The following is a 13,996-nucleotide window of genomic DNA, read 5'->3' on the forward strand; positions in this document are numbered from 1 at the left end:
GCGCCTCTGCTCGCCGTGTCGTGCTCGTGCCCCGCTCAGGCGGGGAGGTGGGGAAGGCGGTCGGGGCGGGAGCGCCCGGCCTGGCGGCGGGTCTGGCTCAGCCGGATCACCGCGCCGGTGTCGTGCAGCGGTGGCGCCAGAGTGCCGGGTTGGCCACCCGACCCGCGCTGCAACGCGGCGAGCAGGGTGCCGGCGGGCATCGGCCGGGCGAAGAGGTGGCCCTGGCCGGCCACGCAGCCCAACTCCCAGAGGGCGCGTCGTTGCGGCTCGCTCTCCACGCCCTCGGCGACCACCGCCAGGTCGAGGCTGCGGCCCAGGTCGAGGGTGGAGCGGATGACGGCGGCGGCCTCGGCCGAGCTCTCCATGGTCGTCACGAAGCTGCGGTCGATCTTCAGCTCGTGCACCGGGATCCGGGAGAGCAGGGAGAGCGAGGAGTAGCCGGTGCCGAAGTCGTCCAGCGCCAACCGCACGCCCTCGTCGCGTAGCCGGCTGAGCACCCGGTCGACCACGTCGAGCTGGCTGAGGGTCAACGTCTCGGTCAGCTCCAGCACCAGCCGGTCGGGCGGAAGGTCGTGGGCACGCAGCCGGGCCAGCACCGAGCCCGGGAAGCGTGCGTCGAGCAGGCTGCGCGGCGACACGTTGACCGCGACCGGTACGTCGAAGCCGGCGTCGCGCCAGTTGGCCGCGGCGATCAGGGCCTGGTCGAGGATCGCCTCGGCGAAGGCCGGCAGCATTCCCGAACGCTCCACCGCCTCCAGGAAACGCAGCGGATCGATCAGCCCGTGCGTGGGGTGGTGCCAGCGGGCCAGGGCCTCCGCGCTGGTCACCTCGCCGGTGCCCAGGTCGACGATCGGCTGGAAGTTGACGATGAACTCGTGGTCGGCCACGGCACGGGGCAGGTCGCCGCCGAGGGTGAGGCGGCTCAGGTCGGCGGTGTCCCGGGTCGGGGCGTACGTGGAGATCCGCTGCCCGGCCCGTTTCGCCTGGTACATCGCGACGTCCGCGCGGCGCAGCAGCTCGGCCATGCCGCCGCTGGCCGGGGCGACGGAGATCCCGCCGCTGGCCTCGACGCTGATCCGCATGCCGTCCAGCTCGAACGGCTCGTGCAGGGCGGCGAGCAGCGTCTCGGCCCGGTGCGCGGCCACCGCGGGGGCCGGCAGCCCGCGCAGGAGTACGGCGAACTCGTCACCGCCGAGGCGGGCCACCAGATCGCTGGACTGGGCGGCCCCGCGCAGCCGATCGGCGACCTGGACCAGCACCTGGTCACCGGCGGCGTGGCCGAGGGTGTCGTTGACCTCCTTGAAGTGGTTGAGGTCGATCAACACCAGTGCGGTCACCCCGTCGGCGTGCCGGGCACTGAGATGCTCGGTGCCCCGGTCGAGGAGGTGCCGCCGGTTCGCGAGGTCGGTGAGCGCGTCGTGGGTGGCGGCGTACGCGTGCTCGTCGGCGACGCGGGCCAGCTCGGCGTACGCCTGGGCGTTGCGGACCGCCGTGCAGAGCGCCGAGGCGAAGGTGCGCAGGGTGTACTGCTCCCGCTCGGAGAGCTGGACCGGCCCACGGAAGCGCAGGCGCAGGACGCCGACGTCGACGGAGCGGTCGTGGCCTTCCAGCGGGGTGGGCACGACGGTGCCGTCCACGTCGGTGGGCGTGCCGGTCGGTCCGTCGAAGGTGATGCCGCCGGTGCCGCCTCGAACGGTGCGGCCACCGTCGCGCAGCTCGATCTCGACCTCGTCGGCGGAGAACAACTCGGCGGCCTGGGTGACGGCGGTGGTGAGCACGTTGTCCAGGTCGACCACGTTGAGCGCGTCGGTGGTGCGGGCGAGCCGCTGCCACGCCTGCTGCTCGGTGCGACCTCGGATGCGCGCGGAGTAGGCCAGGTGCAGGCTCAACATCAGTGGGGGGACGGCAAGCAGCAGTCGGGGGTCCTCGCGGAGGATGAGTAGCGTGCAGACAGCCACGATGAATCGCACGCCGAAGCCGGCGATCCGCAGGTCAAGGTTGTTCAAGAACTGACGGGAGACCGGTGTCCCGGTGGCCAGCGCGATCACCGGGATGGCCAGCAGGTCGTCGAGGAGTGCCGCCACCAGGTAGATCGCCCCGAGCAAGGTGGCCAGCTCGACCACGCCGGCCGGCGGCCACTGCCAGGGGATGGCCAAAGTGGTGATGCCTGCTCCACCAGCCACCAAAATGTTCTTGCTGACTCCGAAGGCCGCCTTGATCATCGGCAGCTTCATGATGGCTGATGCGATACCGACGCCAGCCCCGGTCGCCAGTACCACCCAGGCGGGTGGTGCCACGGCAAGCCCTATCACGATCGCCGTCTCGACCCAGGTGATGCCGTGTGTGGTCGAGCGAATTCGGATAGGTGCCATGACGATCGTGCCAAGCGCAGTCATGAAGGTCAGCGCTACGAATGTCGCACCGTCGCCTACCGAGACGGGGCGACGGGTCAACACGTTGGCCCCAGCGATGACTGTGGGAACGATTGCCATGACCACGATGAGACCGACGAGCAGCAGAAGCGACCGATCTGCCCGGGGACTCTGCGGTGACACCTGGCTCATGAAGCTCCTGTCGTCGCCCACAGTTACCTGTTGACGACAGGAGCTTACCGCTCAGTGCTACTTCGATGTCAGAACCAGTCGCTGCCGCGCATTGCATGCTCCCTCCACTCGTCCGGCCGTTTCCGTATTCCGGATCCGTTCTCGTGATGGGAGCCTAAGAGGAGTTAGGCAGTTTTAGTAGCGATAAATGTCGGTATACGCAACATTAGCCAAGCCAGCGGCCTTTGTGACGGTCTGTCCATGCCACCTGAGCGGAGCGCGGTCGTGCTGCACTCGCGATCCGCAGCTTGCGCGCTGCTGAGAGGCTATCGGCGTTGTCGCCTCCTCCCTAGTGTGGCCAGGATGTGCGCCTGGCCTCATCCGTCAGTTTGGGCTCAGGGTCAATCCGGTCGGACAGAATCTGCTCTCCGTCGCCTGGTCGGTGTGGATTTGGGGTGTCTCGTTGGGGGGTTGGCGTGCATTCTGACCACCGTTAACCTTCCCCAGTGTGATCAGCTAGACACCGATAGACGCGAATTCGGAGGGCCGGTGGAGATCAACCTGCTGGGTGGCCTGGAGGTGCTGCTTGCCGACCACAAGTTGCACCTGGGTACGCCCAAACAACGGGTAATCTTCGCGATGCTCGCGGTCCAGCCAGGCCAGTTGGTGACGTTGTCCGGCCTCATAGACGAGCTGTGGGCCGACCGTCCTCCGCGTTCCGCTGTGGCGAATGTGCGGACCTATGCGGCCAATCTTCGCCGGGAGTTCGAGACGTTAGCGCTCGCGGACGCGACTCTCGTGCGGCAGGGGAACGGCTATCGCCTCGCCTTGCGGCCGGATGTGATCGACGTCTTCCGCTTCCAGGACGAGCTTTACGCTGGCCGGGATGCTCTGGGCGCCGGCGACCTGTCGCGTGCGTCGGAACTGCTGGGCCGCGCTTTGGTGCGGTGGCAGGGTCCCATGCTCGCCGGCATCCCGCTTGGGCCCGTCCTGACGGCTCGAACCGTCGCTGCGGAGGAGGAGCGTCTTCTGGCCGTGGAACTCCTCGCCGAGGTTCATCTGCGATCCGGGCGGGATGATCTCGCAATTCCGTCACTGCGCGCGGTGACTGCCCTTCATCCGCTCCGAGAGCCGACATACCTCCTTCTCATGCGGGCCCTGCACGAGCGCGGTGACAACGCGGAGGCGCTTGTCGCGTATGACGAGATTCGCAGGCATCTGATGACGGAGCTGGGGGTGCGCCCGGGGGCCAACCTCGAAAAGTTGCGGCGCAGGATCCTCACCGAGGCGCCGAGCCGGGAACCCGTCGTCACCGGCCTGAGCAAAGGCACGGCTGGGCGCCTTGCTGGGTCCCCACCAGGACCGGCGGGTGACCCGACGACGAAGCAGATGCCCACAGTCGCAGCGGTGGATCATCTGCCTCGTTCGGTCACCGACTTCGTTGGTCGGGAGGCCGTCGTGGCCAGGCTGTTGGCGGAGACGCGGCGTGTCGAGGATCGCGTACCGGCCGTGCACGTCATCGACGGAATGGCCGGCAGCGGCAAGACAACACTTGCCGTGCACCTGGCCCGCCGGCTGAGCGATCGGTACCCGGATGCCCGTTTGTACGTCGACCTGCGGGGGCATGGCGAGAAGGACCTGATTGGACCGGCGTCGGCTCTTGTCGTCCTGCTTCGCCAGCTTGGGGTGCCGCCTGAGCGGGTGCCGGTTGACCTCGACGACAGGACGGAACTCTGGCGACGCGAACTGGCCCGCTGGAGGTCGGTGATCATTCTGGACAACGCCGCCAGCAGCGACCAGATCCTGCCGCTTCTGCCGATCGAGCCCACCGCCGTCGTGCTGGTGACGTCTCGACGCCGACTCACCCACCCGGACCTCGGCGCGTCGCAGTCCCTGCCGGTCATGTCGTCTGGAGAGGGCGTCGACCTGTTGGCTGCGAGTGTGGGGCGGGAACGGGTCGACGCCGAGCCGGAAGCAGCGGTCGAGGTGGTCCGGCGGTGCGGCCATCTTCCTCTGGCGATTCGGCTGGCCGGCGCCCGGCTGGCGCACCGACGTGGTTGGCGCTTGGCGGATCTCGCGGCACAGATGGCCGGCGCGGCGTCGGTTCTCCCTCATCTGGCCGGGGAGAACAGCACAGTCACCGGTGCGTTCGCCGCCTCCTACGAACCTCTCCCCGAGTCGACCAAGCGGGTCTTTCGCTTTCTGGGTCTGTACCCCGGTAGCCGGTTCAGCCCAACGGCGGTCGCGGCACTGACCGGGCTGACGGTGGCGGAAGCTCACGCGGCTCTCGACGACCTCACCGACAGGCACCTGGTGGAGGATCTGAACTCCAGGCAATACGGATTGCACGACCTCATGCGCCAGTACTCCGTCGAGCTATGCCTGTACGTCGATTCGGCGCAGGACCGCTGGTCAGCCCTGGCCCAACTGCTCGACTTCACCCTGGCAGCGGCACTGCGGATTGCTGAGATTATCGAGCCCGTTGTCATCGAAAGCCAGGTCAGTCATCTCCCGTTCGGTCGGCCTGAATTGCTGGAGGCTCTTGGCGAGCCGAGCGCCGAGTGGTTGGAAGCCGAGCGGGCGGACCTGGTGACGATGGTGGCGTCGGCACATGAGGCGGGCTTCCACGAGCACGCCTGGCGGCTGGCTCGTGCCCTGTGGCGATTCTGCTACATCCGCGGATACTTCGAGGACATCATCGTGACCCACCAGCAGGGGCTGGCAGCGGCAGAGGCGACGGGCAACGCCGAGTCGACGGCGCTGATGCAGAACTACCTGGCCTCCGCTTACGTCCGGACCGGCGACAACCGAGAAGCCCTGAAACATCTGACCCGCGCGGTCGAGCTTTCCAAGGAATCCCGGGACGTGCTGAACACGGCTCGCTACCAGGCCAATCTTGCCCCGGTCCACTACTGGAGCGGCAATCTGACCGAGGCGGTGGCACTCGGTATGGAACATCTGCGTGACTACCGGGGCTACGGCAACGCAGGAGCGCCGAACGCGTTACCGAACGTTGGTATCGCCCTCACGTCACTGGGCCGTTACGAAGAGGCGTTATGGATTCACCGGCGTCACCTGGCCTGGGCCCGAACCAACTCGAACGAGTTCCACGTGCTCAACGCTCTCAGCCATATCGGATCGGTACGCACCCGAATGGGAGATTTCCATCAGGCGATCAGGATCCTCAGGGCCTCGCTGGCGCTTCGCGACCGCACCGGCCACCGCTACGGCGAGGCAGAGGTACGCCTCGACCTCGGCATCGCCTACCGCGGTCTTGGTCGCTTGGCGGAGGCCAAGCAGGAGCATGAGTTGGCTCGGACCCTCGCGGTCGGTTCGGGCGAGCGGCATGTCGAGGCCGCGGCGTTGAACGAACTGGGCCGCACGCTGCGGGCACGCGGGCGGGACCGTGCGGCAGCCGAGATGCACCGCGAGGCCCTGCGGTTGGCGACGCGGATCGCACACCCGCACGAGCAGGGGCGTGCACTGGCGGGCCTCGCGGAGCATTTCAAGGCTGTCGACCCGGCCGAGGCCCGGCGGCACTGGGAGCGGGCGTTGGCGATCTTCCGTCGGATGGGCGTACCGGAACGCCTCGATGTCGAGCGCCGCCTCGCCGAACTGGCTGCCAGTGTCGTCGATGCGGGGTGCTGACCTGCGCGAACGTCGCTTATCGATTTCTTATCGCCGGGCCCGGTAGCTTCTGGAGCGTATCGGCGAACGGGGGAGGTTCTGCCCGTGGGCAGAACCGGGTCGTCGACACGCGCCCGCCGCCAGGTCCCCCCAGCGACCTCGGCGGCGGGTCCAGCGAGGGAAGGGGCGCGGCCCGGTGAGCGCTGTCGCACCCGGCGAATGCCGGGCCGCCGCCCCTTCCGAGCCCCGGTGCGTCGTACCGCGACGATAGGCTCACGGCCGTGACCGAACCCGCGCAGCTCAGCCACGTCGACCGTGCCGGCGCGGCCCGCATGGTCGATGTCTCCGCCAAGCCGGTGACCGGCCGGGTGGCCGTCGCGGCGGGCCGTTTGCGCACCACGCCCGAGGTCGTCGACCTGCTGCACCGCGACGGGTTGCCCAAGGGTGACGCGCTGGCGGTCGGCCGGCTCGCCGGCATCATGGGGGCCAAGCGCACTCCGGAGCTGATCCCGCTCTGCCACCCGATCGCCCTGCACGGTGTCACCGTCGACCTGCGGCTGACCGCGGACACCGTGGAGATCACCGCCACCGCTCGCACGGCGGACCGGACGGGAGTCGAGATGGAGGCGCTCACCGCGGTCGCGGTCGCCGGCCTGGCGCTGATCGACATGGTCAAGGCGGTCGATCCGGCGGCCTCGGTGGAGGCGGTCCGGGTGCTGCGCAAGGAGGGCGGCAAGACCGGCGAGTGGGTCCGGCCGGAGGATCGGCCGTGATCCAGGCCCGGGTGATCGTGGCGTCCAACCGGGCCGCGGCCGGCGTCTACGCCGACACCAGCGGCCCGCTGCTCGTCGCCGGCCTGCGCGAGTTGGGCTGTCAGGTCGACGAGCCGGTGGTGGTGCCCGACGGCGAGCCGGTCGGCGCCGCCCTGCGGGACGCCCTCAGCGACGGTGTCGACGTGGTGCTGACCAGCGGCGGCACCGGGATCACCCCGTCCGACCGGACGCCGGACGTGACCCGGGCTCTGTTGGACTACGAGATCCCCGGCATCGCCGAGGCGATCCGGTCGCACAGTCGCGAGCGGGTGCCCACCTCGGTCCTGTCCCGGGGCCTGGCCGGGGTGGCCGGCCGGATGCTGGTGGTCAACCTGCCCGGCTCGACCGGCGGCGCCCGGGACGGGTTGGCCGTGCTCGGGCCGATCCTCGGCCACGCCGTCGACCAGCTTCGCGGCGGCGACCACTGATCGGTCCGCGCCGGCGACCACCGGCCGGTCCGCGCCCAGGCCCGGCGGGCGTCGGTCCGCCCCGATAGGCTCGGTCGGTGAGCACGGAAACCGCACCAACCGCGGGCCGGGTCGCCGCGCCCCCGCCGGCAGGGTGGGAGGAGGCACGGTCCCGGGTGTACGCGGTGGGTCTGGCCGCCGCGCTGCCTGCCGTCGCCCGGCCGTTGGTCGACACCGACGGGCTGACCCTGGCTGAGCCGCTGACCACCCGCACCGACCTGCCCGCGTTCCCCACCTCCAGCGTGGACGGCTGGGCGGTGCGCGGCACCGGGCCGTGGCGCGTCGTCGGGCGGGTGCTGGCCGGCAACACCCCCACGCCACTCGCCGAGGACGGCACGACCGTCGAGATCGCGACCGGGGCCATGGTGCCCGAGGGCGCCACCGCCGTGCTGCGCATCGAGGAGTCCACCGTCACGGGCGGCCTGGTCAGCGGCACGCCCCGGCCGACGCCGGAGTGGCGGCAGCCGGGCGAGGAGGCGTACGCCGATGAGGAGCTTCTGCCGGTCGGCACGCCGGTCGACCCGGCGGTGATCGGCCTGGCCGCCTCCTGCGGGCACGACACGCTGCGGGTCCGGCGGGCGCCGCGCGCCGCGCTGCTGGTCTTCGGTGACGAGTTGCTCACGGCTGGTCCGCCCGGGGCGGGCCGGGTGCGCGACGCGCTGGGCCCGGCGGTGCCCGCATGGCTACGTCGGTACGGCTGCCACGTCCGCCCGTCGGACGTGGTAGGCCCGGTCGCCGACACGCTGCCCGCGCACGTGGCGGCGGTGCGCGCGGCGCTGACCAGCGCCGACCTGGTCTGCACCACCGGTGGCACGATGTACGGCCCGGTCGACCACCTGCATCCGACCCTGGAGGCGCTGGGCGCCGACTACGTGGTCAACACGGTGGCGGTCCGGCCCGGCTTCCCGATGCTGCTGGCCCGGCTGGCCGATCACGACGGGCGGGTCCGGTTCGTCGCCGGCCTGCCGGGCAACCCGCAGTCCGCCATCGTCGCGCTGGTGTCACTGGTCGCGCCGCTGCTCGCCGGGCTCCAGGGTCGCTCGATGCCGGTGTTGCCCCAGGCCACGCTGGCCGAGGCGGTGCCCGGGCGCGGCGATCACACCCATCTCGCGCTGGTCCGCCTGGACCGGGCCGCCGGCACGGCGTACCCGGTGCGGCACGTCGGGTCGGCGATGCTGCGCGGGCTCGCGGGCGCCGACGGGTTCGCCGTCATCCGACCGGGCACCAACGGTGCGCAGGGTGATCGGGTGCCGATCGTGCCGTTGCCGCTGCTGCCCGGGGAGCGGGTGTCGTGACCGCGCCGGCGATCACCGTCGTCGAGGTCACCGACCAGCCCCTCGACCTCGCCGCGCACGAGGCGGCGGTCGCCGACCGCCGGGCCGGCGCGGTCGTCTCCTTCCAGGGCGTCGTACGCGACCACGACCACGGGCGTCCGGTGGTGAGCCTGGACTACGAGGGGCACCCGAGCGCCGCGCAGGTGCTGCGCGAGGTGGCTGCCGAGATCGCCGCCGATCCCGACGTCTACGCGGTGGCCGTCTCGCACCGGGTCGGGCCGCTGGCCATCGGTGACGTGGCGCTGGTCGCCGCAGTGAGCACCGCGCACCGCGCCGCGGCCTTCGCGGCCTGCGCCCGGCTGGTCGACGAGGCCAAGGCCCGGTTGCCGATCTGGAAACGGCAGGTCTTCGCCGACGGCACCGAGGAATGGGTCAACTGTCCCTGACCGCTCAGCGGCGGCCGTTGACCAGTACGGCCCGAGCGAGCCGTTCGCCGTAGAACGCCGGCTCGGCGCCGGGCCGCCAGGGCAGCGCCGCGACCAGCACGATCAGCGCGAGAGCCAGCGAGTTCTCCATCAGCGCCCCGAACAGACCGTCCTGGTAGTGCGACACCTCCGGCAGTTGGTGCTCGTACGGCCAGATGGGCGAGATCAGGAAGAGCAGGTAGAGGCCGAGGGCGGCGACGCCGTGCCGGAACCCGGTCAGCGTGGGGTACCAGATCGGCGGGCGAAGACCGTTGAGCCCGCTCAGGCCACCGAATGCGGCGCCCTGGCCGGTGCGCTGCCCCAGACCCCTGCTCGCTTCCCGTCGACGGACGGCGGCGTCGGCCAGCACGATGATCGCCGGGATCACCCAGATGAGGTGGTGCGTCCAGGAGATCGGGCTGATCACGTTGGCGGTCAGGCCGACAAGCGTGAACGCGGTCAGCTCGTCACCGTCGGCGCGCGAGCTGGCCGCCCGGGACAGACCCACCGCCAGGATCAGCACCGAGAAGGCGAGCCAGAGCAGCCCGGGAGTCTCGATCGAGTCGTACAGCCGGGCCAGCAGGCCGGCGAGCGACTGGTTCGGCGTCATGTCGGCCGCGCCGACCCGCTCGGTCTGCCAGAGCACGCTGCCGAAGTACGTCCGCGACTCGTCGCCGACGATCGCGAAGGTCCCGATCGTCACGCCGATCGTGGTGCCGATCGCGGTGGCCGCCACCCGCCACTGGCGGGTGATCAGCAGGTAGGCGATGAACAAGGCCGGGGTGAGCTTCACCGCCGTGGCCAGGCCGATGCCGGCACCCGCCCAGGCGCCACCGTAGAGGAAGCGCAGCAACGGGCCGTCGGTCGCGGCGTAGTGGGTGCCTCGGCGCGAGCGCCACCGCAGCCCGATCAGATCCGCCATGATCAGTGCGAACAGCAGGAGGTTGACCTGGCCGTAGCCCAGCGTCTCCCGGCTGGGCTCGATGGCGAGCGCGAGCGGCACCGCCAGGGCCACGGTGAACCACAGTGGCCAGGCCAACCGGTCCACGATGGGGCGCAGCAGTCCGGCCAGCACCAGTGTCAGCGTCGCGATGCTGGCGAGGGCGTTGACCATCCCCGCCGCGTCGATCGGCAGCTGCGCCATGGGCAGCATGACGAGCCCGGCGAACGGCGGGTAGGTGAAGCCGAGCGTGGTGCCGGGCGCGATGAACTCGTAGAGCTCATGACCGCTCGCCCACCACACCACCGCACCGTGGTAGATCTTCATGTCGAAGAAGTTGTACGGTCGCCCGAACTCACCGATGGCGAGCCATGCGGCATAGGCGACGGCGGCCACGATGGCGCCCCGTACGACGTTCCTGCGATCGATCCCCCGCGTCATGCGTTGAACTGGGGCGACGCGGTCCGCCCGTCTACCGACAGCCGTCGGCATGGCGTGGCCACCCCCGTACCAAGGTCGTCCTACCCGTCCAGGTCCTGCACGGAGCCTAGAACGGCGCCTCACGTCAGTGCCTCCCGCGTTATGCGACCGTGTCCGATCCCACACATGTTTTTGACATTTCCACCGCGTTAACGCCTACCGGGTGGTTCAGGTAATTCGTCGCCTTAGCGGGGGGTGGGGGTGACACCGAAGCAGATCGAGGCAGGTCAGCCGGGAAGTCGACGCGCGGTGGCCGCTGACCGGACGGCGATCCGGGCCTCGCGGCGGGCGGTGCGGACGGCGCGCTGCATGGAACGTCGAGAGTGGCCGATGCGGTGACCCGTACGCCAGCGGATGCCCGGCTTGCCACCGGTGTCGGCGGCGGCGAGCAGGAGGCCGCCGAAGAGCCCGAGATTCTTCAGGGTGTGGATCTCGTTGTTGTTCTTGGCGATCGGGTCGTCGTTCTTCCAGAACGGATGCCCGGCGAGGGTGACCGGCACCAACGTGCCGGCGAGAACCAGCGCGGCGGGCCGGCTGAACCGCCCGGTGGCCAGCATCAGCCCGGCGCCGACCTGCACCGCCGCGTTGAGTCGGATCAACGTCTCGGTCTCGGTGGGGAAGTTCGGGTGCGCCTTCTGCAGGAGCGGCGCGACCCGGTCGGTGACCGGCTTGGCGGTCTCCGCGAGCCGGTGCGGGTTGCGGAAATTGCGGTACCCGCTGACCACGAAGATGCCGCTCAGCATGGCGCGGGCAAGGGAGCGTACGGGCGTCATGGATCAGTCATACCCCGTCGGGGCGTTTGCTACCCCGGCAACCGCCGGATCCGGATCGGCCGATGTGCACGTGCGCCACGCCGATTCGAGCGACCATCGCTGATGGACGGGCCGTCACGGGTAACGTCGCGCGGGTGACGACGCTGCGGCTCCGCCCCGAAGGTCCGGCCGATACCGGCCCGGTGCGTCGGGTGCTGGCCTCGGCGTTCGCCCGACCGGAGGTGCAGACGCCGCCGGAGGTGGGGCTGGTCGACGACCTGCGCGGCACCGACGCCTGGCTGCCCGAGCTGGCCATGGTTGCCGAGTACGGCGGCGAGGTCGTCGGATACTCGCTGCTCACCCGGGTGCGGGTGCGGCCCGATCGCGGTGCCGTCGCGCCGGCCCTGGCGCTCGGGCCGGTGGCGGTCGCGCCGCACCGACAGCGGGTCGGGCACGGCAGCGCGGTGGTGCAGGCCGCGCTGGACGCCGCCACCGAGCTGGGCGAGCGGCTGGTCGTGGTCCTCGGTGACCCGGCGTTCTATCGCCGCTTCGGCTTCGGGCCGGCCGCGGAGCTGGGCCTCACCAGCCCGTGGGCCGGGCTCGGGGAGCCCTGGCAGGCGCTGGTGCTGCCGCCGTCCACCAGCGAGGAGGGTCCACCGCCGCGTGGTGAGGTGGTCTTCCCGGCGCCCTGGTCCAGGGTCTGAACGCGCTGGCGGGCGCGGCGGTCAGGTTGGCTGGGTGCGCAGGTACCGGCCGAAGTGCGGAACGGTGAAGGCCACCGTGCCCCGTTCGCCGGAGTAGATGAGCCCCTTCTTGATCAGCGCGTCGCGGGCCGGGGAGAGGCTGGCCGGCTTCCGGCCGAGAGCGCGGGCGATCTCGGCGGTGGGCACCGCGGCGTCCATGTCGTCACGGGCCACGCCGCCGGACTCGCCCTCCACCAGGGACAGCGTGGCCATCGCCCGCATGTATTCGCGCTCGGCCGGGGTGGCTCGCTCGAACCGGGAGCCGAAGAAGCCGACCGCCAGCTCGGCCTCGGCCTCGGGGGCGGCGACCCGGACGTCGGCGGCGGTGATCGGCGACCGTGGCGCATGATCCCAGGTCGCCTTCCCGTACGCCTGGACGAAGTACGGGTAGCCGCCGGACTTCTCGTAGAGCAGGTCGAGCGCCTTCTGCTCGTACTCCACCTCCTCGCGCTCGGCCGGCGCGCAGAGCGCCTGGTCGGCGGCGATCCGATCGAGCCGGTCGATGCGCTGGTAGCGGAAGAGCCGCTCCGAGTACGACTTGGCGGCGCTGAGCACGGCCGGTAGGTGCGGTAGCCCGGCGCCGACGACGATCAGCGGCGCGCCGATCTGGGACAGTTCGTGGCAGGCGGCGCAGAGCGCGGAGACGTCCTCCGGCCCGAGGTCCTGCATCTCGTCGATGAAGAGCGCGACGCCGGTGCCCACGTCACTGGCCACGGCTGCGGCGTCGCTGAACAGCTCGACCAGGTCGATCTCGATGTCTCCGGAGTCGGCCCGGCCACTGGCGGCGGGCACGTCGATGCCGGGTTGCCACCGGTCGCGCAGCTTGGACGGGGTCCCGGCGCGGCCGGTCGGTGTGGACCGCTGGGCGAACGCCTTGAGCACCCCGAGGAAGGCGTCGATCCGGTCCGGGGCGCGGTGCCGGGGGGCGAGTTCGCGGACCGCCATGTGCAACGCGGCGGCGACCGGGCGGCGCAGTGACTGGTCCGGCCGGGCCTCGATCTTGCCGCTGCCCCAGAGCCGGTTGATCGCCTGGGAACGCAGGGTGTTCAGCAGGACGGTCTTGCCGACGCCGCGCAGGCCGGTGAGCATGAGGCTGCGTTCGGGCCGACCGCGGGCGATGCGCTCCAGCACGATGTCGAAGACGTCCAGTTCCCGCCCCCGCCCGGCGAGTTCGGGCGGGCGCTGGCCGGCGCCCGGGGCGTACGGGTTGCGGACCGGATCCACGCATCGCAGAGTATCGGGCCCTCTAGCTGCGAAGCTAGATATGGATAGATGAGGCTACCGGCGTGTTGCGGCCGTCGAGATAAAACTAGGGCTGTCTAGCGTCCACGCTAGACAGCCCTAGTTTGCGCAAGGATCACCGCTTCTTCAGGCAGAGCACGTAATCGAACACGTCGATCGCGTTGTCGTGCACGTAGTTCGCGGTCGCCTGCGGCGCGAGCGTCTCGCACCGGTCCCCGTCGGTGGTCGCCGGGATGCGCAGCAGCACCTGGTAGGTGTTCGGGCCGCACGGCACCTTGCGCAGGTCCGCGTCGTCCTCGCTGCCGTCGTTGACCACGCAGTCCCCCTTGGCGAACTCCTCCTCGTCCGGGGATGGCAGGACGGGGCTCGGGGCGTCACTGGGCAGGCCCGGCGGGACGACGGGTGCGCTCAGCGACGGGGCTGGTGCGGCAGAGTCGCTGTCGCTGTCGGCGACCTTCCACGCCGCCCAGCCGACGAGGCCGAGACAGGGACAGAGCAGGAGCAGGACCACCAGCGCGACGATGAGGGCGATCTTCCCGCCGCTCCTTCTCGCCGGCGGGGCGGGTGGCATCCCGTACCCGCCGGGCGCCTGCGGAGGCCACGGCGCCGCCGTCTCGCCGGGTGCGGGCCCGGCGGGTGGGAACGGGCCCGG

Annotated in this window: 11 protein-coding genes; 6 read left to right on the plus strand and 5 right to left on the minus strand. The window is 70.8% G+C overall.

Annotated elements, in window-relative coordinates; all coding sequences use genetic code 11:
• Positions 1 to 35 precede the first annotated feature (35 nt).
• Positions 36 to 2,564, minus strand: a complete 2,529-nt coding sequence (locus ACFYPR_RS15695) for a putative bifunctional diguanylate cyclase/phosphodiesterase (protein WP_387180756.1) — start codon at positions 2,562 to 2,564, stop codon at positions 36 to 38.
• Positions 2,565 to 3,092: 528 nt separating this feature from the next.
• Between ACFYPR_RS15695 and ACFYPR_RS15700 the strand changes: the two genes are divergently transcribed.
• From ACFYPR_RS15700 to ACFYPR_RS15720, 5 genes are all read left to right on the plus strand, one after another.
• Positions 3,093 to 6,191, plus strand: coding sequence for a BTAD domain-containing putative transcriptional regulator (locus ACFYPR_RS15700; RefSeq protein ID WP_355063390.1), 3,099 nt, complete (start codon positions 3,093 to 3,095; stop codon positions 6,189 to 6,191).
• A gap of 260 nt (positions 6,192 to 6,451) precedes the next feature.
• Positions 6,452 to 6,943 carry a cyclic pyranopterin monophosphate synthase MoaC gene (moaC, locus tag ACFYPR_RS15705; RefSeq protein ID WP_354855775.1) on the plus strand — a complete coding sequence of 164 codons (492 nt, stop codon included), beginning with the start codon at positions 6,452 to 6,454 and terminating at the stop codon, positions 6,941 to 6,943.
• On the plus strand, positions 6,940 to 7,410 hold the full coding sequence (locus tag ACFYPR_RS15710) for a MogA/MoaB family molybdenum cofactor biosynthesis protein (RefSeq protein ID WP_354855776.1): 471 nt from the start codon (positions 6,940 to 6,942) through the stop codon (positions 7,408 to 7,410). The genes moaC and ACFYPR_RS15710 overlap by 4 nt, the downstream gene beginning before the upstream one ends.
• Positions 7,411 to 7,487: 77 nt before the next feature.
• Positions 7,488 to 8,744, plus strand: a complete 1,257-nt coding sequence (locus ACFYPR_RS15715; protein ID WP_387260506.1) for a molybdopterin molybdotransferase MoeA — start codon at positions 7,488 to 7,490, stop codon at positions 8,742 to 8,744.
• Positions 8,741 to 9,169: a molybdenum cofactor biosynthesis protein MoaE gene (locus tag ACFYPR_RS15720; protein WP_354855778.1), complete on the plus strand. Its 429-nt coding sequence runs from the start codon at positions 8,741 to 8,743 to the stop codon at positions 9,167 to 9,169. Before ACFYPR_RS15715 ends, ACFYPR_RS15720 begins: the two co-directional genes overlap by 4 nt.
• Before the next feature lie 4 nt (positions 9,170 to 9,173).
• Here ACFYPR_RS15720 and ACFYPR_RS15725 read toward each other — a convergent pair whose 3' ends face one another.
• Complete coding sequence (locus ACFYPR_RS15725; protein ID WP_354855779.1) at positions 9,174 to 10,619, minus strand: glycosyltransferase 87 family protein; 1,446 nt, start codon at positions 10,617 to 10,619, stop codon at positions 9,174 to 9,176.
• A gap of 215 nt (positions 10,620 to 10,834) precedes the next feature.
• Positions 10,835 to 11,380 (minus strand): DoxX family protein, encoded by a 546-nt coding sequence (locus ACFYPR_RS15730; protein ID WP_354855780.1) that lies wholly within the window; start codon positions 11,378 to 11,380, stop codon positions 10,835 to 10,837.
• 134 nt (positions 11,381 to 11,514) lie between these two features.
• On the opposite strand from ACFYPR_RS15730, the gene ACFYPR_RS15735 reads away from it, so the two are divergent.
• Positions 11,515 to 12,063 carry an N-acetyltransferase gene (locus tag ACFYPR_RS15735; protein WP_354855781.1) on the plus strand — a complete coding sequence of 183 codons (549 nt, stop codon included), beginning with the start codon at positions 11,515 to 11,517 and terminating at the stop codon, positions 12,061 to 12,063.
• 21 nt (positions 12,064 to 12,084) lie between these two features.
• On the opposite strand, the gene ACFYPR_RS15740 is transcribed toward ACFYPR_RS15735, so the two are convergent.
• Complete coding sequence (locus tag ACFYPR_RS15740; protein WP_355063398.1) at positions 12,085 to 13,326, minus strand: ATP-binding protein; 1,242 nt, start codon at positions 13,324 to 13,326, stop codon at positions 12,085 to 12,087.
• Between the two features lie 133 nt (positions 13,327 to 13,459).
• Positions 13,460 to 13,915, minus strand: a complete 456-nt coding sequence (locus ACFYPR_RS15745) for a hypothetical protein (RefSeq protein WP_355063528.1) — start codon at positions 13,913 to 13,915, stop codon at positions 13,460 to 13,462.
• Positions 13,916 to 13,996 lie beyond the last annotated feature (81 nt).

Origin of the sequence: Micromonospora sp. NPDC005254 (genome assembly GCF_042872525.1) — a bacterium.
GTDB lineage: Bacteria > Actinomycetota > Actinomycetes > Mycobacteriales > Micromonosporaceae > Micromonospora.

Excerpts from the sequence above, each read along its gene's own strand:
- ACFYPR_RS15730 (WP_354855780.1), bottom strand. The coding sequence starts at position 11,380 with ATGACGCCCGTACGCTCCCTTGCCCGCGCCATGCTGAGCGGCATCTTC.
- ACFYPR_RS15695 (WP_387180756.1), bottom strand. The coding sequence starts at position 2,564 with ATGAGCCAGGTGTCACCGCAGAGTCCCCGGGCAGATCGGTCGCTTCTG.
- ACFYPR_RS15745 (WP_355063528.1), bottom strand. The coding sequence starts at position 13,915 with ATGCCACCCGCCCCGCCGGCGAGAAGGAGCGGCGGGAAGATCGCCCTC.
- ACFYPR_RS15725 (WP_354855779.1), bottom strand. The coding sequence starts at position 10,619 with ATGCCGACGGCTGTCGGTAGACGGGCGGACCGCGTCGCCCCAGTTCAA.